21 protein-coding genes are annotated in these 25890 nt (G+C 61.6%); 13 read left to right on the top strand and 8 right to left on the bottom strand.

The genetic code is table 11. The annotated features are described in order from the left end of the window. The first annotated feature begins 32 nt into the window (after positions 1 to 32). The 5 genes from C0V73_RS01025 (at position 33) to C0V73_RS01005 (ending at position 6375) form a co-directional block, all read left to right on the top strand. Complete coding sequence (locus tag C0V73_RS01025; RefSeq protein WP_102018143.1) at positions 33 to 1184, top strand: hypothetical protein; 1152 nt, start codon at positions 33 to 35, stop codon at positions 1182 to 1184. 2 nt (positions 1185 to 1186) lie between these two features. Then, on the top strand, positions 1187 to 3100 hold the full coding sequence (locus C0V73_RS01020; protein ID WP_102018142.1) for an AAA family ATPase: 1914 nt from the start codon (positions 1187 to 1189) through the stop codon (positions 3098 to 3100). 4 nt (positions 3101 to 3104) lie between these two features. Next, entirely contained in the window at positions 3105 to 4400 is a 1296-nt protein-coding gene (locus C0V73_RS01015) for a DUF6638 family protein (RefSeq protein ID WP_102018141.1), read from the top strand. Further along, entirely contained in the window at positions 4393 to 5502 is a 1110-nt protein-coding gene (locus C0V73_RS01010; protein ID WP_102018140.1) for a DUF2333 family protein, read from the top strand. Before C0V73_RS01015 ends, C0V73_RS01010 begins: the two co-directional genes overlap by 8 nt. 222 nt (positions 5503 to 5724) lie before the next feature. Further along, positions 5725 to 6375 carry a pyridoxamine 5'-phosphate oxidase family protein gene (locus tag C0V73_RS01005; RefSeq protein ID WP_102018139.1) on the top strand — a complete coding sequence of 217 codons (651 nt, stop codon included), beginning with the start codon at positions 5725 to 5727 and terminating at the stop codon, positions 6373 to 6375. 13 nt (positions 6376 to 6388) lie between these two features. On the opposite strand, the gene C0V73_RS01000 is transcribed toward C0V73_RS01005, so the two are convergent. Together C0V73_RS01000 and C0V73_RS00995 are read right to left on the bottom strand one after the other, a co-directional pair. Then, the gene (locus tag C0V73_RS01000) at positions 6389 to 7105 is read right to left on the bottom strand and encodes a LuxR C-terminal-related transcriptional regulator (RefSeq protein ID WP_245407844.1); all 717 of its coding nucleotides are present in this window, start codon (positions 7103 to 7105) and stop codon (positions 6389 to 6391) included. Between the two features lie 155 nt (positions 7106 to 7260). Beyond that, positions 7261 to 7725, bottom strand: a complete 465-nt coding sequence (locus tag C0V73_RS00995; RefSeq protein ID WP_102018138.1) for an Lrp/AsnC ligand binding domain-containing protein — start codon at positions 7723 to 7725, stop codon at positions 7261 to 7263. 107 nt (positions 7726 to 7832) lie between these two features. On the opposite strand from C0V73_RS00995, the gene putA reads away from it, so the two are divergent. Continuing rightward, positions 7833 to 10952, top strand: a complete 3120-nt coding sequence (putA, locus tag C0V73_RS00990; RefSeq protein ID WP_102018137.1) for a bifunctional proline dehydrogenase/L-glutamate gamma-semialdehyde dehydrogenase PutA — start codon at positions 7833 to 7835, stop codon at positions 10950 to 10952. Between the two features lie 73 nt (positions 10953 to 11025). Here the strand turns inward: putA and C0V73_RS00985 are convergent, their stop codons facing one another. Continuing rightward, a complete protein-coding gene (locus C0V73_RS00985) occupies positions 11026 to 11547 on the bottom strand; it encodes a TIGR00645 family protein (protein ID WP_102018136.1) in 522 nt (173 codons plus the stop codon). A 189-nt stretch (positions 11548 to 11736) separates the two neighbouring features. Here C0V73_RS00985 and C0V73_RS00980 point away from each other — a divergent pair, with 189 nt between their 5' ends. Both C0V73_RS00980 and C0V73_RS00975 read left to right on the top strand, forming a co-directional pair. Next, on the top strand, positions 11737 to 13410 hold the full coding sequence (locus C0V73_RS00980) for a formate--tetrahydrofolate ligase (RefSeq protein ID WP_102018135.1): 1674 nt from the start codon (positions 11737 to 11739) through the stop codon (positions 13408 to 13410). A gap of 233 nt (positions 13411 to 13643) precedes the next feature. Then, positions 13644 to 15923, top strand: coding sequence for a TonB-dependent hemoglobin/transferrin/lactoferrin family receptor (locus tag C0V73_RS00975; RefSeq protein ID WP_102018134.1), 2280 nt, complete (start codon positions 13644 to 13646; stop codon positions 15921 to 15923). 59 nt (positions 15924 to 15982) lie between these two features. Here C0V73_RS00975 and C0V73_RS00970 read toward each other — a convergent pair whose 3' ends face one another. Beyond that, positions 15983 to 16915 carry an extensin family protein gene (locus C0V73_RS00970; RefSeq protein WP_102018133.1) on the bottom strand — a complete coding sequence of 311 codons (933 nt, stop codon included), beginning with the start codon at positions 16913 to 16915 and terminating at the stop codon, positions 15983 to 15985. A 282-nt stretch (positions 16916 to 17197) separates the two neighbouring features. On the opposite strand from C0V73_RS00970, the gene C0V73_RS00965 reads away from it, so the two are divergent. Further along, the gene (locus C0V73_RS00965; RefSeq protein ID WP_102018132.1) at positions 17198 to 19381 is read left to right on the top strand and encodes an anthranilate synthase; all 2184 of its coding nucleotides are present in this window, start codon (positions 17198 to 17200) and stop codon (positions 19379 to 19381) included. 50 nt (positions 19382 to 19431) lie between these two features. Here C0V73_RS00965 and C0V73_RS00960 read toward each other — a convergent pair whose 3' ends face one another. Both C0V73_RS00960 and C0V73_RS00955 read right to left on the bottom strand, forming a co-directional pair. Next, positions 19432 to 19719 (bottom strand): type II toxin-antitoxin system RelE/ParE family toxin, encoded by a 288-nt coding sequence (locus C0V73_RS00960; protein ID WP_102018131.1) that lies wholly within the window; start codon positions 19717 to 19719, stop codon positions 19432 to 19434. 1 nt (position 19720) lies between these two features. After that, complete coding sequence (locus C0V73_RS00955) at positions 19721 to 19972, bottom strand: type II toxin-antitoxin system ParD family antitoxin (RefSeq protein WP_102018130.1); 252 nt, start codon at positions 19970 to 19972, stop codon at positions 19721 to 19723. A 234-nt stretch (positions 19973 to 20206) separates the two neighbouring features. Here C0V73_RS00955 and C0V73_RS00950 point away from each other — a divergent pair, with 234 nt between their 5' ends. The 4 genes from C0V73_RS00950 to C0V73_RS00935 all read left to right on the top strand — a co-directional run bounded on the left by C0V73_RS00950 (position 20207) and on the right by C0V73_RS00935 (position 24349). Further along, the gene (locus tag C0V73_RS00950) at positions 20207 to 21121 is read left to right on the top strand and encodes a cation diffusion facilitator family transporter (RefSeq protein WP_102018129.1); all 915 of its coding nucleotides are present in this window, start codon (positions 20207 to 20209) and stop codon (positions 21119 to 21121) included. Between the two features lie 11 nt (positions 21122 to 21132). Continuing rightward, the gene (gene queF, locus C0V73_RS00945) at positions 21133 to 21597 is read left to right on the top strand and encodes a preQ(1) synthase (RefSeq protein ID WP_102018128.1); all 465 of its coding nucleotides are present in this window, start codon (positions 21133 to 21135) and stop codon (positions 21595 to 21597) included. 78 nt (positions 21598 to 21675) lie between these two features. Beyond that, positions 21676 to 22026 (top strand): hypothetical protein, encoded by a 351-nt coding sequence (locus C0V73_RS00940; protein WP_102018127.1) that lies wholly within the window; start codon positions 21676 to 21678, stop codon positions 22024 to 22026. 397 nt (positions 22027 to 22423) lie between these two features. Next, complete coding sequence (locus C0V73_RS00935; RefSeq protein WP_102018126.1) at positions 22424 to 24349, top strand: methyl-accepting chemotaxis protein; 1926 nt, start codon at positions 22424 to 22426, stop codon at positions 24347 to 24349. 108 nt (positions 24350 to 24457) lie between these two features. Here the strand turns inward: C0V73_RS00935 and C0V73_RS00930 are convergent, their stop codons facing one another. Both C0V73_RS00930 and C0V73_RS00925 read right to left on the bottom strand, forming a co-directional pair. Continuing rightward, positions 24458 to 25213, bottom strand: a complete 756-nt coding sequence (locus tag C0V73_RS00930) for an amino acid ABC transporter ATP-binding protein (RefSeq protein WP_102018125.1) — start codon at positions 25211 to 25213, stop codon at positions 24458 to 24460. After that, the gene (locus C0V73_RS00925) at positions 25210 to 25890 is read right to left on the bottom strand and encodes an amino acid ABC transporter permease (protein WP_102018124.1); all 681 of its coding nucleotides are present in this window, start codon (positions 25888 to 25890) and stop codon (positions 25210 to 25212) included. Before C0V73_RS00925 ends, C0V73_RS00930 begins: the two co-directional genes overlap by 4 nt.

Genomic DNA, 25890 nt, shown 5'->3' with positions numbered 1-25890 from the left:
CGGTGCGCGGTCCTGTCGATGGGGGGAGGGGCATGAACGTCGTCGATCGCAACAGTGCCGTGACGCACTATTTCAGCACCATGGCCTCGGCGCTCGCGGGCCTCGAGCAGTTCTTCGGCCAGTCCGATCGCCGCTTCGGCGAGAAGGGGCCGCCGACACTGCATCTGCTGCCTTATCTCGATCGCCTGCGGAACTCCTTCAACTCCTGGCAGAACCGCATCGGCTTTACTGGTCAGTTCAAGATCGCCCAGGCGGAGAGCGGCTTTCCGATCTTCCAGAACGTGCTGGAGCTGGAAAACGATCGCGCGGGAGCCGCCTCCAGACTTTCCACCATCCCTGATGTCGGCAAGCTGCGCGCCGAGATGGTCGATTTCATCCTGCGGCAGAAGGAGTTTCCGGCGGCGCTGCAGCAGCAGATTGCCGAGCGGCTTTATCTGGAGCAGGTTCAGGCCGGGGAGATCTTCTCGCCCTTCGTGCTGCCGACCACAGTTGCCGTCAGCGTCAATCCGCAGTCACGCCGACCGTCCTATCTCGTCAGCTGGGCTGCCTTCGATGGCGTGAGCACGCTGCCGATGATCTATCTGGCGACGATCGAGGATTCCGCCGAAAACGTCACGAAGATCCTGGTGACCGAGGACGGCAAGCTCAACGAGGAGGTCGAGATCCCGTTGCCGGTCGGCGGTCTGCTCAATCCGGAGCTTGCCCGCACATTCGACGATTTCTGCGCCAAGAACTCGGCTTACTCACTGACGCCGGCCACCATCGCGACCAATATGGACCGCGATTTCCCGACCCTGCATCCGAAGTCGATCCGGCGCGTGGTGCTCGGGCCGCTCTATTCGACGGGGCTTACCCAGAATTCCGGCCGGGTGACCGAGATCCTCGACCGGGTGCGCAAGCCTGAGAACGCCTGGGTGATGACCTGGACGGTGCAGGAGGTGTTTTCCAAGCGCGAGCAGCCGGCGGTGAAGGGCTTCTTTTCGTCCACGCCGGCCACCCAGGAGTTCCACATCGAGACGCATGATCTTGAGGCCGCGCGCATGGGTGTGTCGACCTACGAGAAGCACGCGCTGGTGCCGCATGACGCCTATCAGGCGCTCTATGCTGCCGGCGAGATCAAGCCGATCTTCGGCAATTTCAAGGTGCATGTGATTTCGGGCAACCAGGTCGTGAGTGAGGTCTGAGCATGAGTGAATTGACGGCAGGGCTGACGACGCTGCGTGAAGAAGACATTGCGAAGCATATGGCTGTCGCCCAGGGACTGGTGACGCGCGTCGTGGTTCTCGACCAGGGCGAGGGCGCATCCGGTGCTCCGATCGCCGGCACGGGACGCCGGTTCGTCTCGACGGTCTCGACCGGATCGGTGCGGCGCACCCGCGAGATCGAGCTTTCCAAGACCATCCAGGCGACCGGGACTGCCGATCCGCTGTTGACGCCTGCTCAGCATACCGTGCTCTACCGCGTGCGGCGCGGTGCGCAGGTGGCGCTTGCGATATCGGATGTCTTTGCCCGGCAGAGCGAGCTTGAGCCCTTGCAGGCGCGTAACATCAGCGCGCCGCTGCAAGGCGAGGAGGCCGCCCGTTTTAAGGCGCTTCTCGCCTCGCAGGCCTATCTCGCGGCCTTTGCCTTTGCCGCTTATCTGAAGTCCACCGTCGCAGGCGAGGGCGAGCAACTCGACGGCATCCGCGAGCCGGACTTCCTGTTCGACACCGCGCAGGACGCGCTCAAGAGCATGGTCGCCGGCATCGATACGGCAGTGAAGGGGGCGGGTGACGATGCGACCCTGATCGGCCGGGTCCGCGGCCTTGCCGATCTCGCGCTCGACGGGCTGCTCACTCGCAAGGCCCGCTTCGAGCATCTTGGCGTCTTCGAAAACGCCCATATCCGCGTCGATCAGGATGATTTCACCCTCGACGGTTTCGATGGCGTACCGGGCGTCAAATCGAAGCCGCTTTCGATGAGTTTCAAGAAGCCCGAAGAGATCATCGGCAACCACATCGCCAAGTATCAAGCGCTGAAGCTCGCCAAGATGCTGATGGCCTATGATTTCGACCGGCAGATGAACCCCTTCGTCGATCTCGGCGGCTTCCTTTTCACCTTCATCGGTGATGGCATGCCGGGGACGGGCAAGACGATCCTGATCCAGATGCTGGCGGGGCTGCTCAACGACTACTGCAAGATGGCGGGTTATGCCTTCCATTACGAGAATTTCGGCGTCGACCAGATCTCGTCCTATCAGGGCAAGTCCGGCCAGAATTGCAAAAGCTTCGTCAACAACGTGCTCAACCCGCGCGTCATTGGCTTTGGCACGATCGACGATGTCGACCAGGTTACGGCCAAGCGCTCCGACGACCGGGCCTCGGCCGGCCAGCACGAGGTGACGGCTGTGCTGATGGAGAGTTTCGCCGGCGCCTCGACCGTCGTGCGGGGCAACGCCACCTTCGGCATGTTCTCCAACTACCCTGAGAATGTCGACGATGCCCTGCGCCAGCGCGCCGGCGCCCGCTGGCTCGTCGACGGGCCGCAGACCCGCGAGGACTATATCGATATCTTCTCGCTGCTGGTCGGCAAGAACCACCAGATCCCGCTTGGTGAACACCAGCTGTTTGCCGGCCAGGAGATCCAGAAGGCCGTCAGCCGCTCCTATGGAGAGCATGACCGCCCCAAGGAAGACGGGCTTGTTGCTGTTTGGGAACGCTACGAGAAGGCAGAGGGCAGAATAGAGACGCTGGCCGATGTCGGCGCCTATCTGCATGCCATCAAGCTCGCCGAACCGCGCTTTACCGGCCGCGCCATCAAGAACATCACCGATGCGATCAAGATGCGGGCGATGGATGTCGAGCTGCCCGACGCCTGGTTCGAAAAGCCTGACGCTTTCGTTCACAAGAGCTACGACGAGAAGAAGGCGATGATTGCGGAGCTTCGCGGCCCGGTGACGATGGAGATGATCTGCCAAGAGATCAACCGCTACGCTGACAGCGAATTCCGCTATGCTGAAAAGTCGGATGATGCTGCTGTAACGGAGATCATCCGCCGCGAGCGCCAGCGCGAGCGGGCGATCGGCGAGATCGAGAGGATGAAGGGGGAGGGGAAATGGTAAAGCCATGAACCGCCTCCTCGAAGCCGAACTCATCTATGGCCGCCTGCTGCCCATTCGCGAGCCGCATCTGATTGCCCGCTACAACAAGGCGCTGGTCGCCTTTGGTCTGCCGGCGACCAAGCTCACCGAATTCAACATCGACATCACCGGTTTCTCGCCGCAGGTGGCGGCTGAGCTCGGCGATCCCGACTATCTTGATCCGCTGAAGGTCAACCGTCGCTTCATCATCCTGACCCCGGAGCAGGACAGCCTGCCGGTGGTGCATACGAGCTTTTCCAACACCGCCGGGCTGATGCACGAGTTCTTCGCCGCCAATGCCCGCGCCATCCATGCGATCACGCTCAAGGACACGCTCTATGGCGAGATCGAGGATAGCGTCTCCGAGGTGAAGACGCTCGACGATCTGCTGTCGATCAACGAGGTGAAGTTTAAGGTCCTCTCGGCGGAAGACCTGCTCGGCAAGGCGGGGCAGCTCCGGCAGCTTTGCGATGCGCTGGTCACAAGCCCGGATGCCTGGCGTGACGACGCGATGCTGGAGCGCATGGTGTCGCTGGCGAAAGAGACCGGCGACATTCGGCAAAATACGCTGGTGCCGGATAAACTCGTCTTCCGCCACGACGCTTTCTGGGCCGATCATTTCGGCGGTGTCTTCGTCTTTGTCGACGAGAAGATCACCACCGTCATCTGCGATCCAAGCGCGCCCGGTTTTCGCCGGTCGCGGCCCTGGCAGGTGAGCTATATCTCGATCCATGACGGGGCACAGGTCGGCGACTTCCTGGCGCGCACGAACCGGCTCGAGCTGCCGCGGGCGAGCTGGGTCGAGAGTTCGGGTCTGTTTGCCCATCGGTTGGAAATGGCGCTGCTGTCGGTGGCGGCCACGCTCGATCCGGTGCCGGACCTCACCCGCATCGATGCGGTCTGGATGCAGACCTTCCTGCATCGCAATGCCAAGGCGATCAACGAGCGCGGGGTCTATCCGCTGCTCCAGGAAGCGCTCAGGACCCTGGCGCGCACTGGTAATCTCCGGATGGCGGATATCGATCCGAAGCTCAGGCTCTGGCTCGTGCGCGCCGAGCCCGGCCATCCCGACCAGTGGCTGACCAACAGGCTGATCGCGCATCTGACGGCAGACGATTTCGTCTCGCGCTTCGTCTTCGACAAGCAGGGCTTCTACCGGGCCTATGACCAGTATCCGGAAGCCTATCGCGATTATGTTGTATCCCGCCTGTCCGACACTTATCTGAAGGACAAGGCAGCCTTCCGCAAACGCCTCTATGGACTAGGAGATGACCATGCTTGACCCGATCATCGCGTTCTTCCAGCGCGTCTTTGCCGCCATCGGGCGCGGCATCGGCATGGTGGTCGCGTGGTTCCTCTGGCCGTTCCTCGCCGCTCACGGCTGGTATCGCGACCGCAGCTGGATCATCAAGGGGCCGATCCTCGCCGTGCTCGTGCTGCTGGTGATCTTCTATGGCCAGTTCATCTATCGCACCCAGGTCTGGTATGCCTTCGATCCGGCCTTCGTCCAGGCCTACAAGTTCGAGGAACGCACGGTGCCGGCGGGAACTGCGCTGCCCGGCGAGGCCAACCGCTGCCAGGATTCGGCGGTGGTGATGATCAGTGCCGCGCTCACCGACCAGAACGTCAACCAGAACGTCTGGATCTCCTCGACGCTGCTCTACAAGCTGGGTCTCTTCGGGATCGATTGGGACAACACGCCCTACATGGACAACAAGGCGTCCTTCCAGCGCGGCGTGAACCAGGTGGTGCGCCGTACCGGCATCCAGCTCGCCGACAATCTTGGTCGCGTGCGCGGCACATCGGGCATCAACAATGACCTGCAGGATGCGCGTGGCAACATTCAGTTCGACGAAAGCACCTGGTATTTCGGCACCGACCCCTTTGGCTTCAAGACGCCGACCCCGAGCTACTACCGGGCGGCGGTCGAAAGCTGGAACCGCTTCAACACATCGCTTGCCAGCTGTGATGCAATCTTCGACACCCGCTCCGACAACCTGCTGCAGCTCCTGGACGGCATGGCGAGCGATCTCGGCAATACCTCCGATATCCTGCGTCGCCGCTCGGAAGAGTTCAATGCCGGCTGGTTCGACACGCGTGCCGACGACCGTTTCTGGTTCGCCTATGGCCAGCTCTACGCCCAGTATGCCTTGCTGCAGGCAACGCGCGCCGACTTCAGCGGCGTCATCCGCGAGCGTAACCTGACTGCCATCTGGACCGAGATGGAACGCCAGCTGCAGGGCGCGCTCCGCATCCAGCCGGCGATCATCTCGAACGGCAGCGAGGACGGCTGGATCATGCCGACGCATCTCGCGACCATGGGTTTCTACATCCTGCGGGTGCGCTCCAACATGGTGGAGATACAGTCCATCCTGGATCGCTGATACCTTCCTGATCGCTCGCCCGCTGCTCCGGCTGCCGGGCGAGCGAAGGTTGTCGCTGCTGTTTCACGCTCAACTATCTCGTTCAAATCCGCTTGCTGCCACTCGCTAAGTGCGCTAAAGATCTCCTGAGGTACGTACCTCATTGCGCATTCGCAAGGCTGACGATCGCCGGTGCGGACCAGCTGTGATGAGGTGTGTCAACGCTGCGTGGGAGGCGCCGTGATGTCGACATTTGAACTACAGCCGGATTTTCTGATCAAGGACGCGGGTTCGCTCCGCAGTCTTTACGAGCCGACCCATGCCCTAGCGTTGCAAAAGCAACGCCACACGCTGGGTCCGAACGCTCAGGCCTTCATCCGCCGTTCGCCCTTTCTGTGCATCGGCACGCAGGGGAACGAGGGCAGGGCGGATGTCAGTCCGCGGGGTGATGCGGCGGGCTTTGTCCGTATTCTCGATGACAGTACACTGGCCATTCCTGACCGACCGGGCAACAACAGGCTCGATACGCTCGACAATATCATCGCCAATCCATCGGTCGGGCTGCTGTTTCTGATCCCGGGATATGACGAGACATTGCGGGTCAATGGGCGGGCGCGTCTAACGACGCAGCGGGATCTGCTGGAAGAGATGGCGGTCGGGGAGAGGCTTCCGAAACTCGCCATCGTGGTCGAGGTGGACGAAGTTTTCCTGCACTGCGCGAAGGCATTCCGGCGCTCGCATCTCTGGGATCCGGGAAGCAGGCAGGATCGCAGCGAGATGCCGTCCTTGATGCAGATGATCCTCGACGATACCACGGGTGCGCCTGATGACCCCGAGGCGATGACGCGGATGGACGAAAATCTCGAGGTCGCTTACCGCCAGACGATGTACTGAGGCGTCGTCCGCCTCAGCTGATTATCTTCATCCGGATGGCCTTGGCCACGAGCTGGGTGCGGTTGACGCAGTCCAGCTTGCGGATGGCATTGGTCATGTAGGCGTTGACCGTATGGTCTGAGAGCGACAGGATCTGGCCGATCTCCAGCGAGGTCTTGCCCTGGGCGGTCCAGCGGACCACTTCCAGTTCGCGCGCCGAGAGGACGTTGGTGTTGGTCGCCGTGCGGCGCAGGCGATCGAAGACATCAAACGCCTGGATGCTCAGCATCGACAGTTCGTTGATCTCCGCCATGTTCAGCATGCCGCGGTCGCCGTCATAACGCACCACGAAACGGCTGCCATCGACGGAATTCATCGAGAAGAGAATGCCCGAAATCAGCCGGAACTTGCGCATCAGCGCGGCAAATTCGGGTGGGCAATCGAAGCTCGGCGTCTGGCCGTCGGAGCCGATCGTCCACTGGTTGTGCATGATCGACTTGCTGATGTGCGGGACTGTCGGGCACTGCCGCAGAAATTCCAGCCGGTCGAACTCACGGCAATACTCGGTCGGCAGGGTCGTTTCCCGCACCAATGGCCCGAGGAGCCTGTCGTGCGAGGTCGGTGCCGCCGCCAAGGTCACATAGTCGAGGCCGTATTCACGCGTCGCCCGTGACCAGCAATCCATCAAATCGGCGCGGTTCTGACAGCCCCCGATGTCCTGGCTCAAGAGCGTCTGTCGTTCTGACAACATTTTATCAATTTCGAAAGTTGACAACAAATCGGAAGTTTATGACCAATATATCAGTGCGGTCGAAAAGCTAGCAGTTTTTCGGGGGTTGTCACTATTAATATGACTAATGTCTGACCGCTGCCGATCAAAATGGCATTTGCCTATTATCGTGATCTTCATACGGGCAAAGCCGACACAGCCTTCACTTCTTCCATCACGGCATAGGTGTGGGTTTCGCGCACGCCGGGCAGGGGCAGAATCACTTCCGAGAGGAATTGCCGGTAGGCTTCCATGCCGGCCACGCGCGCCTTGACTAGATAATCGAAGCCGCCCGCCACCATATGGCATTCCATCACATCGTCCGAACGCTTTACGGCCGCGGCGAAGGTGTCGAAGACATCCGCCGTCGTGCGGTCCAGCTTCACTTCGATGAATACCAGGAGGTTGCGACCGAGCTTCTGCGGTGAGAGCATGGCCATGTAGCCGGTGATGTAGCCCTCCCGAGTCAGCCGACGAACCCGCTCGGCGGTCGCGGTGGCCGAGAGATTCACGCGTTCTGCAAGCTCGATGTTGGTCAGCCGGCCCTCCGCCTGCAAGGCGCGCAGGATCTTGCGGTCGAGGCGGTCGATTTCCTTGCTCATTCTCTACCAGACTCCAGTTCTGTAGTGAATATGCCAGAAAAATGAATGAAGAATAGCGAGAAAATCGGTAAACGCGAAGATATGTTGCGGATACCACGGAGGTGACAATGATCAAGCCAGCCACGACAGATTTTCCGCGTTTCGAAGCCCCCTATGCCGGCGACGACGACCAGTTCATGCGCCACTTTGCGTCACGTCTGACGCTGTCGGAGAGCCAAAACGGCGCCATCGACCGTCGCGCCACGACCTATATCGATGCCATCAGGAATAATTCCGGCTCGATCGGCGGCGTCGAGGATTTTCTGCGCGAATATGGTCTCTCCACCCGTGAAGGTCTGGCGCTTATGGTGCTGGCGGAAGCGCTGCTGCGCGTGCCTGATGCGCTGACCCAGGACCGGCTGATCGAGGACAAGCTGAAAGAGGGCGGCTGGAGCGAACACGAGGCGCATGGCGACAGCTGGTTCGTCTCGGCCTCGGCCTGGGCGCTTGGTCTGTCGGCCCGCGTCATTCGTCCTGGCGAAACGCCTGAGGGCGTCATGCGTGGTCTCGTGAAGCGCCTGGGCCTGCCCACCGTGCGCTCCGCCACCAAGCAGGCAATGCGCTTCCTTGGCCACCACTTCGTGCTCGGCGAAACCATCAAGGACGCCCTGTCGCGTGCGGCAAAGAGCGAAGAACGCGGCTATCGCCACTCCTTCGACATGCTGGGCGAAGGCGCCCGCACGGCTGAAGACGCCAAGCGCTACTTCCAGTCCTATGCCAGCGCCATCGAGGCGATCGGCGCGCATATGGCCAAGCATGGCAAGAGCCAGCAGCTGCCAAACCGCATGGGCATCTCGGTCAAGCTCTCGGCGCTGCATCCGCGTTATCTCGCAACCCATCGCGATCGTGTCATGCGCGAGCTGGTGCCGGATCTCCTGAAGCTCGCGCAGATGGCCAAGGCGCATCAGCTCGACTTCACCGTCGACGCCGAAGAGGCCGATCGTCTTGAACTTTCGCTCGACGTGATCGCTGCCGTCTTTGCCGATCCCTCGCTATCAGGCTGGGACGGCTTCGGTCTTGCCATCCAGGCCTATCAGAAGCGCGCGCCGCAGGTGATCGACTACATCGACACCCTCTGCCAGCAATATGGTCGACGGATGATGGTGCGTCTGGTCAAGGGCGCCTATTGGGATACAGAAGTGAAGCGCGCCCAGGAGCGTGGTCTCGACGACTACCCGGTCTGGACCCGCAAGCCTGCGACCGATCTTTCCTATCTGCATTGCGCTGCCAAGCTGATGGAAAAGCGGGCGCGCATCTTCCCGCAATTTGCGACCCACAATGCGCTCACCGTCTCGACCATCATCGAACTGGCCGGCACTGACCGCACCGGCTTCGAATTCCAGCGCCTGCATGGCATGGGTGAGGCGCTCTACGACACGCTTCTCTCCGGCAATGATCGCATTGCCTGCCGCATCTACGCGCCTGTCGGCGGCTACCGCGATCTGCTCGCCTATCTCGTCCGTCGTCTGCTTGAGAATGGCGCGAACTCGTCCTTCGTCGCCGTTGCCGGCGACAAGAATATTCCGGTTTCGGCGCTGCTCGAACGCCCGACGGAAAAGCTCGGCCTCGGCAACGGTCACAGCGCCCGCCACAGCCAGATCCCGATGCCCTTGGGGCTCTACGGCGACCGCAAGAACAGCGCCGGCTTCGAATTCGGCCATCGCGACAATCTGGAACGGCTGATGGCCCGCATCGGCCAGCCGCTGGCCGAGATCGCGGCTCATCCGCTGGTACCCGGCGCGACCGGCGCGACGAGCGACGAGCCGGTGCTCTCGCCCGCCGACCGCTCCCGCAAGGTGGGCACCGTGCGCAACGCGACACCCGCCGATGTCGACCGGGCCTTTGCCGCCGGCCGAAAGGGCTTTGCCGGCTGGTCGCGATTGCCCATCGAGGAGCGTGCTGCCACCCTCGACAAGATGGCCGACCTGATGGAGGCCGATCGTGACCGGCTGCTGTCGCTGCTAGCACACGAAGCAGGCAAGACGCTGGATGATGGCGTCGCCGAAATCCGCGAGGCGGTCGATTTCTGCCGCTATTATGCCGATCAGGCGCGCCGCCAGTTCGGCGACGCCGAAGTGATGCCGGGCCCGACGGGCGAACTCAACCGTCTGTCCTGGCGCGGCCGTGGTGTCTTCGCCTGCATCTCACCATGGAATTTCCCACTCGCCATCTTCCTCGGTCAGATCTCTGCCGCCCTCGTTGCCGGCAATGCGGTTGTCGCCAAGCCGGCACCGCAGACGCCGCTGATCGCGTTTGAGGCTGTGAAGCTCTTCCACAAGGCCGGTGTGCCCGAGGATGTGCTTATGCTGCTGCCCGGTGCCGGTGATGTCGGGGCTGCCATCGCTGCCCATCCGAAGCTCGCCGGCATTGCCTTTACCGGATCGACGGCAACCGCCCAGGCGATCAACCGGACGCTCGCTGCCAAGGACGGCCCGATCGTGCCGTTGATTGCCGAAACCGGTGGTCTCAACGCCATGATCGTCGATGCGACGGCGCTTGCCGAACAGGTGGCCGACGATGTCGTGCTTTCCGCCTTCCGATCGGCCGGCCAGCGCTGCTCGGCGCTTCGCATCCTTTATCTGCAGGAAGATATTGCCGATGGCATGCTGGAGATGATCGAGGGCGCTGCCCGCGAACTGAATCTCGGCAATCCGCTCGAGATCACCACTGATATCGGCCCTGTCATCGACGAGAAGCAGAAGGCGATGCTGGAGGCTCATATCGCCGAGATGAAGCGGAGCCAGAAGGTGCGCTATGCCGGAAAGGTGCCCGCGACCGGCAATTTCTTCGCCCCGCATATCGTCGAGCTCGACCGCCCCGAGGCGCTGACCAAGGAGATCTTCGGCCCCGTTCTGCATGTCGTGCGCTGGAAGGCCAAGGCTCTCGACCAGGTCATCGCCTCGATCGACGCTACAGGCTATGGCCTGACGCTCGGTGTGCATAGCCGCATCGAGGCGACGATCCGCACCGTGACGGAAGCGCTCGACACCGGCAATATCTACGTCAACCGCAACATGATCGGCGCTGTCGTCGGTACCCAGCCATTCGGTGGTTCGGGCATGTCCGGCACCGGCTTCAAGGCCGGTGGTCCGGCTTACCTCAGCCGGTTTGCAGTCGAGCAGGTGATCTCGGTGAATACGGCCGCTGCCGGCGGCAATGCCAGCCTGATCGCGATCGGCGAGGGCTGATCGTCAATAGACAACCCGCCTGCAAAGGCGGGTTTGTCCTGTGTCTCGAGAGAGGGCAGCCAGCGAGGAGATCTCAGATCTTGTCTGCGTCGCTGCCCTTCTTCTTGCCGTTCATCATCACTTCCAGATAGCCCAGCATCACCGCCGAGACGACGAAGGCGAGGTGGATCAGAGTCAGCCACATCAGCTTGCCATCGGTATACTGGTTGGCGTTGAGGAAGACCTGCAGCAGGTGGATCGAGGAGATGGCGACGATCGAGGAGGCGACCTTGATCTTCAGGCTGCCGGCGTCGAGCTTGCCGAGGAAGGAAACCTGATCATCGGCCTCGTCGAAACGGCTGACGAAGTTCTCATAGCCGGAGATCATCACCATGACGATCAGGCTCGCCACCAGGGCGGCGTCGATCAGCGCGAGCATGGCAAGGATCATCTCGAAGTCTTCGTAGACGAAGACATTCTGGGCGATCTTCAGGAATTTGTAGCCGAAGGAGACGGCATAGACGGCCAGCGCTGCGACCAGGCCGAGATAGAAGACCACCAGGATCCAGCGGCTCGACAGGATGATTTTCTCGATCAGCAGTTCCAGCGATTTCATCAAGGCGTCCTCTTAAGGGCAATTGTTGCGGCGCAAATATTACATCGTTGCCTTCTCAGGCAAGAGGGCGATTTCGGCGGCATGTCGGTTTTGGGCAAATCTGTTTCGTTGTGAATAAAGTCGGCCTAACTGCTTGCTAGTTGGGCCGCGCCGTCCGATCCTCCGGCCAACAGAAGGCAGGGGGGAACCATGACCGTAGCATCCGACATCGATATCGCCCGTGCGGCGTCCAAGCGGCCGATCCAGGAGATCGGCTGCAAGCTCGGCATTCCCTCCGAAAGCCTCATTCCCTATGGCCATGACAAGGCAAAGATCTCGGCTGCGTTCATTCAGTCGCTCGCTGAGAGGCCGGACGGAAAGCTGATCCTCGTCACCGCCATCAACCCGACACCGGCAGGCGAGGGCAAGACGACAACCACGGTCGGGCTCGGCGATGGCTTGAACCGGATCGGCAAGAAGGCCGTGATCTGCATTCGCGAACCCTCGCTCGGGCCCTGTTTCGGGGTGAAGGGCGGGGCGGCTGGCGGCGGTTATGCGCAGGTCGTGCCAATGGAGGACATCAACCTCCACTTCACCGGCGATTTCCACGCCATCACTTCGGCGCATAATCTGCTCTCGGCGCTTATCGACAATCACATCTACTGGGGCAATGACCTCGAGATCGACACGCGCCGCATCAGCTGGCGGCGGGTGATGGATATGAACGACCGGGCGCTGCGCCAGATCGTCACCTCGCTCGGCGGCGCCTCGAACGGTTTCCCGCGCGAGGCCGGCTTCGACATCACTGTGGCTTCGGAAGTCATGGCGATCCTTTGTCTCGCGACCGATCTCGACGATCTGGAGCGGCGGTTGGGCGCGATCATCGTCGGCTATCGGCGCGACAAGACGCCGGTCTTTGCCCGGGATCTAAAGGCTGACGGCGCCATGGCTGTGCTGCTCAAGGAGGCGCTTCAGCCAAACCTCGTGCAGACGCTCGAAAACAATCCGGCGCTCGTGCATGGCGGTCCCTTCGCCAATATCGCGCATGGCTGCAATTCGGTGATCGCGACGAAGACGGCGCTGAAGCTCGGCGATTATGTTGTGACCGAAGCCGGTTTCGGTGCAGATCTCGGCGCGGAAAAGTTCTTCGACATCAAATGCCGTAAGGCAGGCCTCAAACCCTCCGCCGTCGTCATCGTCGCGACGGTCAGGGCGCTGAAGATGAATGGCGGTGTCGCCAAGGAGGATCTTTCCCACGAGGATGTCGCTGCCGTCGAGCGTGGCGCCGTGAACCTCGCGCGGCATCTGGAAAACCTCGCCAAGTTCGGCGTACCGGCGGTCGTTGCGATCAACCATTTCACCAGCGATACAAACGCCGAGATTGCCGCTGTCAAGGCGATTGCCAAGGGGTTCGGCGCCGAGGCTGTGCTCTGCCGACACTGGGCGGATGGCTCCGCCGGCATCACGGATCTTGCCGAGGCCGTGGTGCGGATCGCCGACAGCCCGTCCAGCTTCCATCCGCTGTATCCGGATGCCATGCCGCTCCTTTCCAAGATCGAGCGGGTTGCCGCCGAGATCTATCGGGCTGGCGAGGTGACGGCCGACAAGGCGGTGCGTGAGCAACTCGCCGACTGGGAACGCCAGGGATATGGTGATCTCCCGGTTTGCATTGCGAAGACGCAGTATTCCTTCTCCACCGATCCCACCCTGCGCGGCGCACCTGAGGGCCATGCCGTGCATGTGCGGGAAGTCCGTCTTTCCGCTGGTGCCGGGTTCATCGTGGCGATCACCGGCGAGATCATGACCATGCCGGGTCTGCCGCGCGTACCGTCCTCCGAGCGTATCCGCCTCGATGCGCAAGGGGCGATCGAGGGACTGTTCTAGCCTCCGGAAACTAACGGGTATTTGTGATATTTCCGCCACGGTGACGCAGATCACAATTCATGATTAAAAGAATCATGTTTTATATGTTGACTCAGATAATCATGTTTTATACGGCGTGATTACGGCGGAAATTTCAGCTCCGCCCCGATTTTGACGCAATCACGTTCGGCCAGCCTGCACCCCAACCCCGGGTGCGGGATCAGTTTCTGCTGGCCTTTTGAAAGGACATTCGCATGGGCTCCCGGTCTCTCCGCCCCCTCCTGCTTGCCTGCACGGCTCTTATGGCCAGCTCTGCCATCCTTCCCGCCTATGCCCAGGACGCCACGACGGCGACCACGGGCGACGAGACGCAGCTGCAGACGATTGTGGTCAAGGGCAAACGCGTGCCGGCAGGCTCGGTGGTCGATACACCGCTGGCGACGGAAACGACGGCTGAGGAGATCAGGCAGAAGGAGATCACTGATCCGCGTCAGTTGTCGAATGAGGATCCGTCGGTCGACTATGTCCGCACCCGACCAGGGGCTTCGGGAGGGCTCTATATTCGCGGCCTGACCGGCGCTCGCATCTCGACGCTGATCGACGGCGTGCCGATACCGTATATCGAGAACACCGCACGTTCAGGCACGCAATCACCGACGACCACAACCGGTGACAGTTCGGACAGCTACGACTTCTCCTCACTGTCGTCGATTGACATTGTAAAGGGTGCCGATTCCAGCCGTCTTGGTGGCGGAAGTCTTGCGGGTGGCGTCATCTTGCGCACGCTGGAACCCGAAGACCTCATCGGCGAAAGCAAGGATTGGGGTGTCGTCAGCAAGACCAACTATGACAGCGCCGACAGCAGTTTTGGCAGTTCGGTGGCTGCCGCAAAGAAGGTCGAAAACACGTCCGTGCTCTTTCAGGCTGGATACAAAAAGGGGCATGAACTGCAAGGCCAGGGCGATGTTGGTGGCACGGGTGTGATGCGCACAGAGGTCAATCCGGCTGATTACACGCAATACAACATGCTGCTCAAACTCCGTCAGGATCTCGAAGGTGGCCATCGCATTGGCCTGACCGCGGAGCGTTTCCATCGCGATACGGACACCACGCTTAACACCATCCAGGGCACCGGCTCGGCGAGTACCGGCGTCTACCAGCGCGACTATGTGGGTTTCGACACGACGGCCCGTGACCGGGTCTCGGTTGACTATACCTATGAAGCGATCGCTGCCGACTCGTTGATCGACAGTGCTTCGTTGGTCGCTTACTGGCAGCGGCTTGAGAAGGTGGCTGGCTCGTCGGGAACGCGCCTCAGAACGACCACCAACGTCTCCTATCTTTACGAACGCGAAAACAGCCTCTCGGAAAATGACTATGGTCTGACGGGCCAGGTCAATGCGAGCGTCGAGGCAGGAGGTCTGGCGCATGAAATCACCGTTGGTGGTGATGTCGCTCTCTTCGGCGCTGAAAGTTTCCTCAGTGCCGTTCCCACGACGACAGTATCTCAGTCCGACATCCCGGATGTCGACGGCGTGCGCTTCGGTGCCTACCTCCAGGACAAGATCACCTTCAACGGAGGGCCTTTCTCCCTGACGCCCGGGTTTCGCTTCGACCTATATAACTATAACACCGAGCCATCGGACGGCTATTCCAATAATACCGGCTCCGGTTATTTCGGGCTCCCCGATGATGCAAATGGTTCCGCCTTCTCGCCGAAGCTTCTGGCAAGCTACGACCTGACACCCAATCTGCAGCTTTTTGCCCAATGGTCTATGGCTTATCGTGCCCCAACGGTGAACGAACTCTACCTAAACTTCACTAATGCATCGAGCGGTTATGCAACGGTCGGCAATGCAGACCTTGAGGCCGAAACCGGACAAGGCTTCGAGATCGGGGCGAATTTCGAAGATGGGGCGAATGCTGCCCGTGTTGTGGGCTTCTACAACAAGTACCGCAACTTCATCGAACAGTACGAAACGACGACGGATGCTTTCTCGAACCCGTTCACGGGTGGAGATGGAACGCTCTATACCTATCGCAATCTCGACCGGGTCCGGATTGCAGGGGTTGAGGCGTCTGCCAGCAAACGGTTCGACAGCGGCTTCTTGGTGCATGCGTCGCTCGCCTATACCTATGGCGAAGACGAAAGCACAGGCGAGTACCTGCGCTCCGTCGCACCGTTCAAGTCTGTCATCGGCGTCGGCTACGAGACGGCAACCTGGGGCGCTGATTTCTCTGGTGTCTTCTCGGCGGGCATGCGTGACGATGGCACGCAATACACAAGCACGGCCACAGCATACGAGACCTTTGACGCACCCGGATATGGAGTTTTCAATCTTTCTGGATGGTGGGCGCCCGAGCAGTTCCAGGGGCTGCGCATTCAGGCCGGGGTCTACAACATCTTTGACAAGACTTACTGGAATGCAGTCGCTACGCGGGACGTCCAGACCACCGGCACCTCATATCAGCCAGCTGACTACTACTCCGAGCCAGGCCGTACCTTCAAAATCTCGCTCACCCAGAAGTTCTAACCCACCCTTCGTTTCCACCGCCTGCGGCGGCGTCCCATCCGGGCGCCGCCGTTTTTCGTTTACCGGCAATACCGAAACCCGCTCTTTCGCTCGATCACATCCAGATGCATGTGATCCTGATGTGTCGCGTCGCTGCCGGGTGAGAGCACCGTCGTGAAATACAGGCAGGCGAGGGCGTTGAAGGCGCGTTGGAAAGCCGCTTCCGCCGTGCCGTCGTCTTGTCTCGCGATCATCACCGGCATCTTTTCATCGCCGAAGCTCAAGCCTGCGATGTCCACGGCGTTGCCATAGGCGTGCTCTGAAATCTTGCCGTCGTCCGCGCTGTTGCGGTTTCGGCAGACATAGCCAGAGGCCTGGCCGACGCCCGAGAGCTTTGGCTTGTCCGGAAAGGCGCGGGCCGCTGCCGGGATCAGCATGTCGCGGGTCATGCGGGCAAGGCTCAGCGCCGTGTCGCAGCGAAGCGTGGCCTCCGGCTCCAGGGCCACCTCGGGCAGGATGCGGCGAACGGTGACCGGGTTAGCGATGCCACAGCCGAATTCTCCGTCGATTGTCTGTTCCTGGCTGAAATCAGCGCCAATCGCCTTCAGGTCTTTCAGGCAGAGCGCCAGGTCTTCCGGAGTTTCCGCGACTGGAGCGGGGTCGGGAGGGGGCGGCGGTGCAGCGGCCTCGGGCTTTGCCGGCCTTTCCTTCACGTCGGCTTCGTGATCACGGCTGGGTGTCTCAGGTTTCGCTTCGGGTTTCTCCGCGTCCGCTGGCGCCGGATCGGCCTCGTCGCGAGGGTCGGCCAAGGGTTTGGGAGCGTTGCCGGAGGGCAGGGCGGGTTGCTCGCCGGGATCTGCTGCCGTTGTCCCGTCCTCCGGCTTGGTCACGGTCTCGGATCCGCTTTCGACCGTCGGCTCACCGGGTTTCGGCACGGGCGCTGGACCGGTTTGCGGCAGGGTCACGCCGGTTGCTGCCAGCCATATCAGTGTCAGGCGCGTTACAGTCCTCATCGCCGCTCCCATGCTTGGCCCCGTGGCGACAACGGCGCGAGCCGCAAAAGGTTCGATTTTTCTCCGCTGAAATCCCGCTTGCGCGCGGCTGCGCCTCGGGTTATCAAATCGCCCATGAAGATCGTATCGAAGACCTTTGCATGGTGGTGGGCACGCTAACGCGGCCTTGACCAGTCATGTCTTCAGACGATTGACCCCAAAGCCGCCCGGACACACTCCTGAGGCGGCTTTTTTGTATTCAAGGCGCCGGGAGAGGGCCTCGAAGAACGGAAAAGGACTGACATGTCGACGATTTTGCAGGAAGACGGTGCGGAAGCCTATCAGACGCGCGGCGGTGTCACCGTTTCGCGCAAGCGCCGCCCGACGCCCTATGCCGATGCCGTTTCCAGCTATGTCGACAAGCTCGACGAGCGGCGTGGTGCTGTCTTTTCCTCGAACTACGAATATCCCGGTCGCTATACCCGCTGGGATACGGCGATCGTCGATCCGCCGCTCGGCATTTCCTCCTTCGGCCGCAAGGTCTGGATCGAAGCCTATAACGGCCGCGGCGAAGCGCTGCTCACCATGATCGCCGAGGCTCTTGCCTCCGTCGAAGACCTGGCGCTGGGCGAGCGTACCGCCACGCGTCTCGATCTTGACGTGAAGCTGCCGTCGCGCGTCTTCACCGAAGAAGAGCGCTCGAAGATGCCGACGGTCTTTACCGTGCTGCGCGCCATTACCGCACTCTTCTATTCGGAAGAAGACGCCGCCATCGGCCTGTTCGGCGCCTTCGGCTACGATCTCGCATTCCAGTTCGACGCTATCGACCTAAAGCTCATCCGTCCCGACGACCAGCGCGACATGGTGCTCTTCCTCCCCGACGAGATCCTCGTCGTCGACCACTATTCCGCCAAGGCCTGGATCGATCGCTACGATTTCACCAAGGGCGATGTGACCACCGTCGGCCAGTCGGAAGAGATCGCGCCTGAGCCATTCAAGCATACGGACACGATCCCGCCGCGCGGTGATCATCGTCCGGGCGAATATGCCGAACTGGTCACCAAGGCGAAGGAGAGCTTCCGCAAGGGCGACCTGTTTGAGGTCGTTCCCGGCCAGAAGTTCATGGAACGCTGCGATTCAAAGCCATCGCAGATCTCCAAGCGGCTTAAGGAAATCAATCCGTCGCCCTATTCCTTCTTCATCAATCTCGGAAACCAGGAATATCTCGTCGGCGCCTCGCCGGAGATGTTCGTGCGGGTGAACGGCCGCCGCATCGAGACCTGCCCGATCTCCGGCACGATCAAGCGCGGTGCCGACCCGATCGAGGATTCGGCACAGATCCTGAAGCTCCTCAACTCCAAGAAGGACGAGAGCGAGCTGACCATGTGCTCCGACGTCGACCGCAACGACAAGTCTCGCGTCTGCGAGCCGGGCTCGGTCAAGGTCATCGGTCGCCGGCAGATCGAGATGTATTCGCGCCTCATCCACACCGTCGACCACATCGAGGGGCGGCTCCGCGACGGCATGGATGCCTTCGACGGCTTCCTCTCCCATGCCTGGGCCGTCACCGTCACCGGTGCGCCGAAGCTCTGGGCCATGCGCTTCATCGAAAAGCACGAGAAGAGCCCGCGCGCCTGGTATGGCGGCGCGATCGGCATGGTCGGCTTCAACGGCGACATGAACACGGGGCTGACGCTGCGCACCGTGCGCATCAAGGACGGCATTGCCGAGGTGCGCGCTGGTGCCACATTGCTCAATGACAGCGACCCGCAGGAAGAAGAAGCCGAAACCGAATTGAAGGCCTCCGCCATGATCGCCGCCATCCGTGACGCCAAGTCCGATCCGAAGTCCAAGCGCGGCGTGGCCCGCGTGGGCGAGGGCGTCAACATCCTGCTCGTCGACCACGAGGATAGCTTCGTCCACACGCTCGCCAATTATTTCCGCCAGACGGGGGCAACGGTGAACACCGTGCGCACGCCGGTGCCGGAGGAGATCTTCGACCGTCTCAATCCGGATCTCGTGGTGCTGTCGCCCGGTCCGGGGTCACCGACGGATTTCGATTGCAAGGCGACGATCAAGAAGGCGCGCGCCCGCGAGCTGCCGATCTTCGGCGTCTGCCTCGGCCTGCAGGCGCTGGCCGAAGCCTATGGCGGCGACCTGCGCCAGTTGGCGGTTCCCATGCACGGTAAGCCGTCGCGCATCCGCGTGCTCGAACCCGGCCTCGTCTTCGAAGGTCTGGGCAAGGAAGTGACCGTCGGCCGCTACCACTCGATCTTTGCCGATCCGGCAACGCTGCACCGTGATTTCGTGATCACCGCGGAAAGCGAGGACGGCACGATCATGGGCATCGAACACGCGAAGGAACCGGTGGCCGCCGTCCAGTTTCATCCGGAATCGATCATGACGCTCGGCGGCGACGCCGGCATGCGGATGATTGAAAACGTCGTGGAGAAGCTCGCAAAGCGGAAGAAGGTCAAGGCGGCCTGAGGAGGCGAGGGCGGGGCGCGGCTTGAAAAGGCCGCGCTGAGACAGCTTCTCTACGGGTCTGACTGCCAGTCTTCCCGGCCATGGCGAAGGCGTACAATGAGGATGTCGTCGCCTTCCACTAGATAGAGAACCAGATGCGCCCTGTAGCGCTGGACCCGAACTGGCGGAGCTAGTTCGTTTCGCTCTCTCGCCATGCGCGGTGAGGAGGCAATCCGGTCAAAGAGTGCATAGAGCCCATCTATATACTCCTCCGCCAGTGCTCGGCCCCATTTGGACAGGCCCACTTCCGCAATGGCGATGATGTCAAGTTCGGCTTTTGATGTTAGCCGATACACCATGTTATCCTTCGCGCCTCGCCCGGACGTTGGTGAGGGCGGCTTCGAGCAACTCTTGCTTGGATCGGTGGCCAATGCCGCTGGCTAGGCCTTCGTCCACCAATGTCTGCATTGATGTGATCTTGTTGGCGCGCTCTTGCTCCCGCCTGATGAGATCAACGACATAGTCAGCCGGACCTTGGAAGTCACCGCTCTGCGCCTTCGCGTCGATCCACTCCTTCATGGCGTCGGTAATCGCGATGGTGATCGTCGACATGGCCGTCTCCGCTTGTTGATATCGGTAGTATCTCAAAATCACCGTATTGCAGCAAGGACCTGCTCAATTCTCGTCACACATCCCCCTGTGCACACCCGCCCTTTCGCCTTGACCTCGCCTTAACCCTTCGCCATTACACTGCCGACATTCAAACGAACCGCCCGCTTTGCCGGGCGGTTTTGTCGTTTTTGGAATTGCTGCTGCAATTCACTCGCATCTGCAGGGAAGATGGCCATGGCGGCTGAGGACAGTAATCTGGTGCGGCGCATCGCCTTCTGGGGCATTCCGCTTGCCTTCGGGGTCATGGGGCTGAAGCTTCTCGCCTGGTGGGTGACGGGCTCGGTCGCGCTGCTCTCCGATGGTCTGGAATCGACCGTCAATGTGATTGCCGCCTTCATCGCCTATTTCGTCATTCGCTATGCGCAGAAGCCGGCTGATGACGATCACCCTTATGGTCACCACAAGGCGGAATATCTCTCGGCGGTGCTCGAGGGGGTGCTGATCGTTGTCGCAGCTTTGCTGATCATCCGCGAGGCGATCCCGGCCTTGCAGAACCCCACTTTGCCCGAAGCGCCGTTCCTTGGCTTGGCGATCAACGGCCTTGCTGCCATCATCAATGCAGCTTGGGCAACGCTGCTGATCCGGGTCGGCGGCAGCCATCGCTCGCCGGCGTTGTCGGCCGATGGCCAGCACATCATGTCCGACGTGGTGACCTCGATCGGCGTCATCATCGGCCTTCTTCTGGTACTAGCGACCGGCTATGCCATTCTGGATCCGGTTCTCGCGATCCTGGTTGCCCTCAACATCATCTGGCAGGGCTGGAAGGTGATTGCGCAGTCGGTGGCAGGCCTGATGGACATCGCCGTGTCACCGGACGAGGCTGAGGCCATTCGTCAGGCGATCAAGGAGAATTCCGAAGGCTCGCTCGGCGTGCATTACCTGCGCTCGCGCCGGGCAGGGGCCGCGACCTTCGTCGCCTTCGATCTGGTCGTGCCATCGAAGATGACCGTGCGCGACGCGCATGTGATCTGCGACCGGCTGGAAATGGCGGTGCACAAGGCGGTGCCGGGCACGCGCGTCACCATTCATGTAGAGCCTGAAAACGAAGTGGCGCATGGCGCCGGCATCGAATTCGGGCGTTTAGAATAAAAGGATATCCCATGAGCAAGACCGATACGTCCGGGTTGACCCAGCTCGGCCAGAGCGTGGAAGCACCCACCAGCCCGGAAACCGCCGTTCTCGAGCGCGTGCCGAATGGCAATGCCGGCACGGATTATGTCGTCCGCTTCACAGCACCCGAGTTCACGTCCCTCTGCCCGATGACCGGCCAGCCGGATTTTGCCCATATCGTCATCGATTACATCCCCGGCGACTGGCTGGTGGAATCGAAGTCGCTGAAGCTCTTCCTCTTTGCCTTTCGCAATCACGGTGCCTTCCACGAGGATTGCTCGGTCTATATCGCCAAGCGCATCGTCGAGCTTCTCGATCCGAAGTGGCTGCGGATTGGCGCTTACTGGTATCCGCGCGGTGGCATCCCGATCGACGTCTTCTGGCAGACCGGCGAGGCGCCCAAGGGCGTCTGGCTGCCGGAGCAGGGTGTCGCCACCTATCGCGGTCGCGGCTAATCGCCAATGCTTCGGGTGACTTCGGTCCCCCGAAGCGCTAGCCTCCGGCATGTCCTTAACCGACCCGGAGCCGCTGACATGCCGAAATTTCTCGCCGTCTACACAATGAAGCACGAGGATTTCACGCGCTTTCGCAACCTGCCCAAGGCTGAGCAGGATGCCATCGATGCCGCCGGCATTCCGCAATGGATCGATTGGGAAGAGCGCAATGCGGCAGCCATCGTCAATCGAGGCGGCATGGTTGGCAAGACGACGCGGGTCACGCTGGCTGGCGTCTCGCCGGCGGCGAATGCCATTTGCGGCTATCTGATCGTCGAGGCCGAGACGGCGGAGGCCGCCGCCCGGCTCTTCGTCGACCATCCACACATCACCGTGTTTCCCGGAGATGGGGTCGATATCATGCCTTTCGTGACCGACCCACCGGTGTGATATCCAGAGGGCGAGTGCTGCTCCGGACACAACCGAAGGCGCCGGGTCTAACCATTTGTTCACGATATCTCGATATTCGTTCGTTCGACAGATGGTTGCGGATGACAGCATCTTCCGGACAGTCCTTGTTCTCCGCGGTTGACCTCCGACGGACATGCCGGTCGTGACGGGTTTTCACTTCTGAGATCCTGTCGGGCAGTGTGCTTCCGGTCACCGCAGGTCTCGTTCTTTGGCCCAATGAATGGGCTTCCCAACTTTTTTTGATTTGTGGTTCAGGGGCGTCAAAAGCGCAGCCTTACCTGCGAATGGTGTCCGATCGGTGCCGCAGTCGCATGCGGCGGCGGCGCGACGTCCTGCGCCCTGGCTCCACGTTATTCGTGCCCGAAAGGAACACTTCATGTTGGAAAAGCTCACGATCCGAAGCAAGGTGCTGTGCGCCCTGCTCGTTCTGGCAATCATGTCTACCGCCACCTCCGCCTGGCTGGCGGTCGCCCTCAACTCCACAAACCAGAGCTATCAGAGCCTGCTCACCCGCGAGACCGATCTGACGATCCTCGGTGCACGCGCCTCCGCTGCCATCTGGACCTCCGTCTCGATGTCGCTGCGCATGGCCGACATGGATCCGAAGTCCGAAGCGTACAAGGCTCTGGGCGAGCGCTACGAGAAGAACTTCAAGACGGCCTATGAGCGTTACGGCCGGGTCAGCAATGAACTGCCGAGCCGGGCGGATGCCATGAAGGAGCTGGTCGGATTTGTCGGCGAGTTGAAGGACAATCTCGACCAGATGCTGGCCGCTGCCGCAGCCGGTGATACTGCGAAGGTCACCGAACTGCAGAGCCAGCATGAAGAGCTGTTCGGCCAGCTCTCTACCCTCAGCGGCAATCACAATCAGGCCATGCAGGCTCTGCTGACCGATGGCACGGCAGCACTCGGCGCTTCCGTTCAGTCGACCACCTGGTCCAGCGTGGCTGGTGTCGCCATCGGCCTCGTCATCGCCTTTGCCGTCGCGCTCTATATCTCCCAGGTCGGGATCACGGGGCCGATGCTTCGCCTGCGCGCCCGCCTTGCCGGTCTCGCTGCCGGCAATGTCGAGGAGGATATTCCAGGCCTCGACCGGTCGGACGAAATCGGCCAGATCGCCCAGGCCGCGGAAATCTTCCGCGCCAATGCCAAGGATCGCGTTCGCCTCGAGCGGGAGGCCGAGGCCAATCGCAGCATGAGCGAACAGGAGCGCCTGGTCCGCCACGAGCAGTCGCTGCGGGAAACCGAGGACGTGAAGTTTGCGGTCGACAATCTGGCGCTCGCCTTGTCGAAGCTTGCCGAGGGGGACCTTTCCTTCCGCATCCAGCAGCCCTTCGTCGCCTCGCTCGACGGCGTGCGCACGGACTTCAACAACTCGGCCTCGAAGCTTGAGGATACGCTGTCGCGGGTCGCGGCCAATGCCCGTGGCATCGATGCGGGCTCGAACGAGATCAAGTCTGCCGCAGACGATCTCTCCAAGCGCACCGAACAGCAGGCCGCTGCCGTCGAAGAGACGGCTGCAGCACTTGAGGAAATCACCACCACGGTCAAGGATTCGACCAAGCGCGCCCAGGAAGCGGGCCAGCTCGTCTCGCGCGCCAAGTCTGGTGCCGAGGAATCGGGCGATATCGTCCGCCGCGCCGTCATTGCGATGGAGAAGATCGAGCAGTCCTCACAGTCGATCTCCAATATCATCGGCGTAATCGACGAAATCGCCTTCCAGACGAACCTGCTGGCGCTGAATGCCGGCGTGGAGGCTGCCCGCGCTGGCGAAGCTGGCAAGGGCTTTGCGGTTGTTGCTCAGGAAGTGCGTGAACTTGCTCAGCGCTCTGCCACCGCTGCGAAGGAGATCAAGTCGCTGATCACGACCTCCAACGAGCAGGTTCAGGAAGGCGTGCAGTTGGTTGGCCATACCGGCAAGGCGCTGGAAACGATCGTTGCTGAAGTCCAGGAAATCAACCGCCATGTGCTTGCCATCGTCGAATCTGCCCAGGAGCAGTCGTCGGGCCTGCAGCAGATCAACACGGCTGTGAACCAGATGGACCAGGACACGCAGAAGAACGCCGCCATGGTCGAAGAGACGACGGCTGCGAGCTACGGTCTGGCGCAGGAAGTCGTGGCCCTGAACGGTCTTCTCGCCCAGTTCCGCGTGGTCGACCACGGCACGCCCGTTGCGTCGCGTCCCCGTGCGCCCACTGCTGCAGAGACCCATCGGCCGTCGCCGGCCAAGGCGCTGGGGCGCAAGCTGGCCACTGCCTTCCACGGCAATGCCGCGGTCAATGGTGATTGGCAGGAGTTCTGATCCATCGGATCAGCTCCGATCGAACACATGAGAAGGGCGGCGCGATCCCTCGCGCCGCCCTTCCTCGTATTTCTTTGTCGTCGGCTGCGGCGCGTCGAGCGCCCTCGATCAGAGGGCCTGGGCGGCGCTGATCGAGGAGACGAAGCGCTTCGTGCGCTCGCGCTCAGGATTGCGGAAGATCTGCTCGCCGGTCCCGGTTTCGACCACGACGCCCGCCTCCAGAAACACCACCTGGCTTGCGATCTTCGAGGCAAGGCGAAGGTCGTGGGTGGCGATGACCATGGTCGTGCCCTCGGCCGCCAGCTGGCTCAACACGTCGACCACCTCGCCGGCCAGTTCCGGATCAAGCGCTGAGGTCGGCTCGTCGCAAAGCAGGACTTTCGGGGAAGGCGCCAGGGCACGTGCGATCGCCACGCGCTGCTGCTGGCCGCCTGACAGTTCCGACGGCCAGGCATCAGCCTTGTGGGCCATGCCGACCTTTTGCAGAAGCTCTGTGGCGCGGGCATGGGCCTTGTCGCGCGGCCATTTCTGCACCGTGATCAGGCCCTCCATGACATTCTCGATCGCGGTCCGATGCGGGAAAAGCTGGAAGTTCTGGAAGACCATGCCGGTCTCGCAACGGATCTTCTGGAGTTCCGCAAAGGCAACCTTGCGCCCCGGCGTGAAGTCGATCCCGTGCGCGCCGATCTGCACCCTGCCGGATGTCGGCTGCTCGAGAAGATTGATGGAGCGCAACAGCGTGCTCTTGCCGCCGCCGGAGGGGCCGACGAGCGCGGTCACGCTGCCCTCGGGGATCGAGAGCGAGATATCGTTGAGGATGGTCGCGTCGCCGAAGCGCTTGACGATATGGGAGAGCGTGATCATCGGTTAGCCTCCAGCATCCCGCCATAACGGGCGAAGCGGGTTTCGAGCCGCGCCTGCAGCGCCGACAGAACGGAGCTGAGCGCCAGGTAGATGAGGGCCGCCTCGATATAGAGGATCAGCGGCTCGTAGGTCGTGGCGACGATGCGCTGGGCCGACTGGAAGAGCTCCGGCACGGTGATGGCCGCGGCAAGCGAGGTATCCTTCACCAGCGAGATGAAGGTGTTGGACAGCGGCGGCACGGCGACGCGGCCGGCCTGCGGCAGGATGGTGCGGCGCATGGCCTGACCCCAGGTCATGCCGGTCGAATAGGCCGCCTCCCACTGTCCCTTGGGCACGGAAGAGATGGCGGCGCGGATGATCTCTGAGGTATAGGCACCGACATTCAGCGTGAAGCCGATCAGGGCGGCGGAAAAGGCATCGAGCAGGATGCCGACGCTTGGCAGGCCGTAGAAGATGACGAAGAGCTGCACCAGAAGCGGCGTGCCACGGATCACCCACACATAGAAGCGCGCGACCAGCACCAGAGGCTTTGCCGCAAACAGCCGCGTCACTGCTGTAATCAGGCCGAGGGTGATGCCGAATGCAAACGACAGCAGCGTCAGGGGAATGGTGAACTTCACACCGGCCCATAAGAGGGTCGGCAGCGAGGTCAGCATCAGGTCGAGCCAGTGCGGCAT

Origin of the sequence: Rhizobium sp. TH135, from assembly GCF_002855515.1 — a bacterium.
Classification (GTDB): Bacteria; Pseudomonadota; Alphaproteobacteria; order Rhizobiales; family Rhizobiaceae; genus Allorhizobium.
Note: the sequence above shows the minus strand (reverse complement) of the source record. Positions and strands in the feature narration are given on the sequence as shown.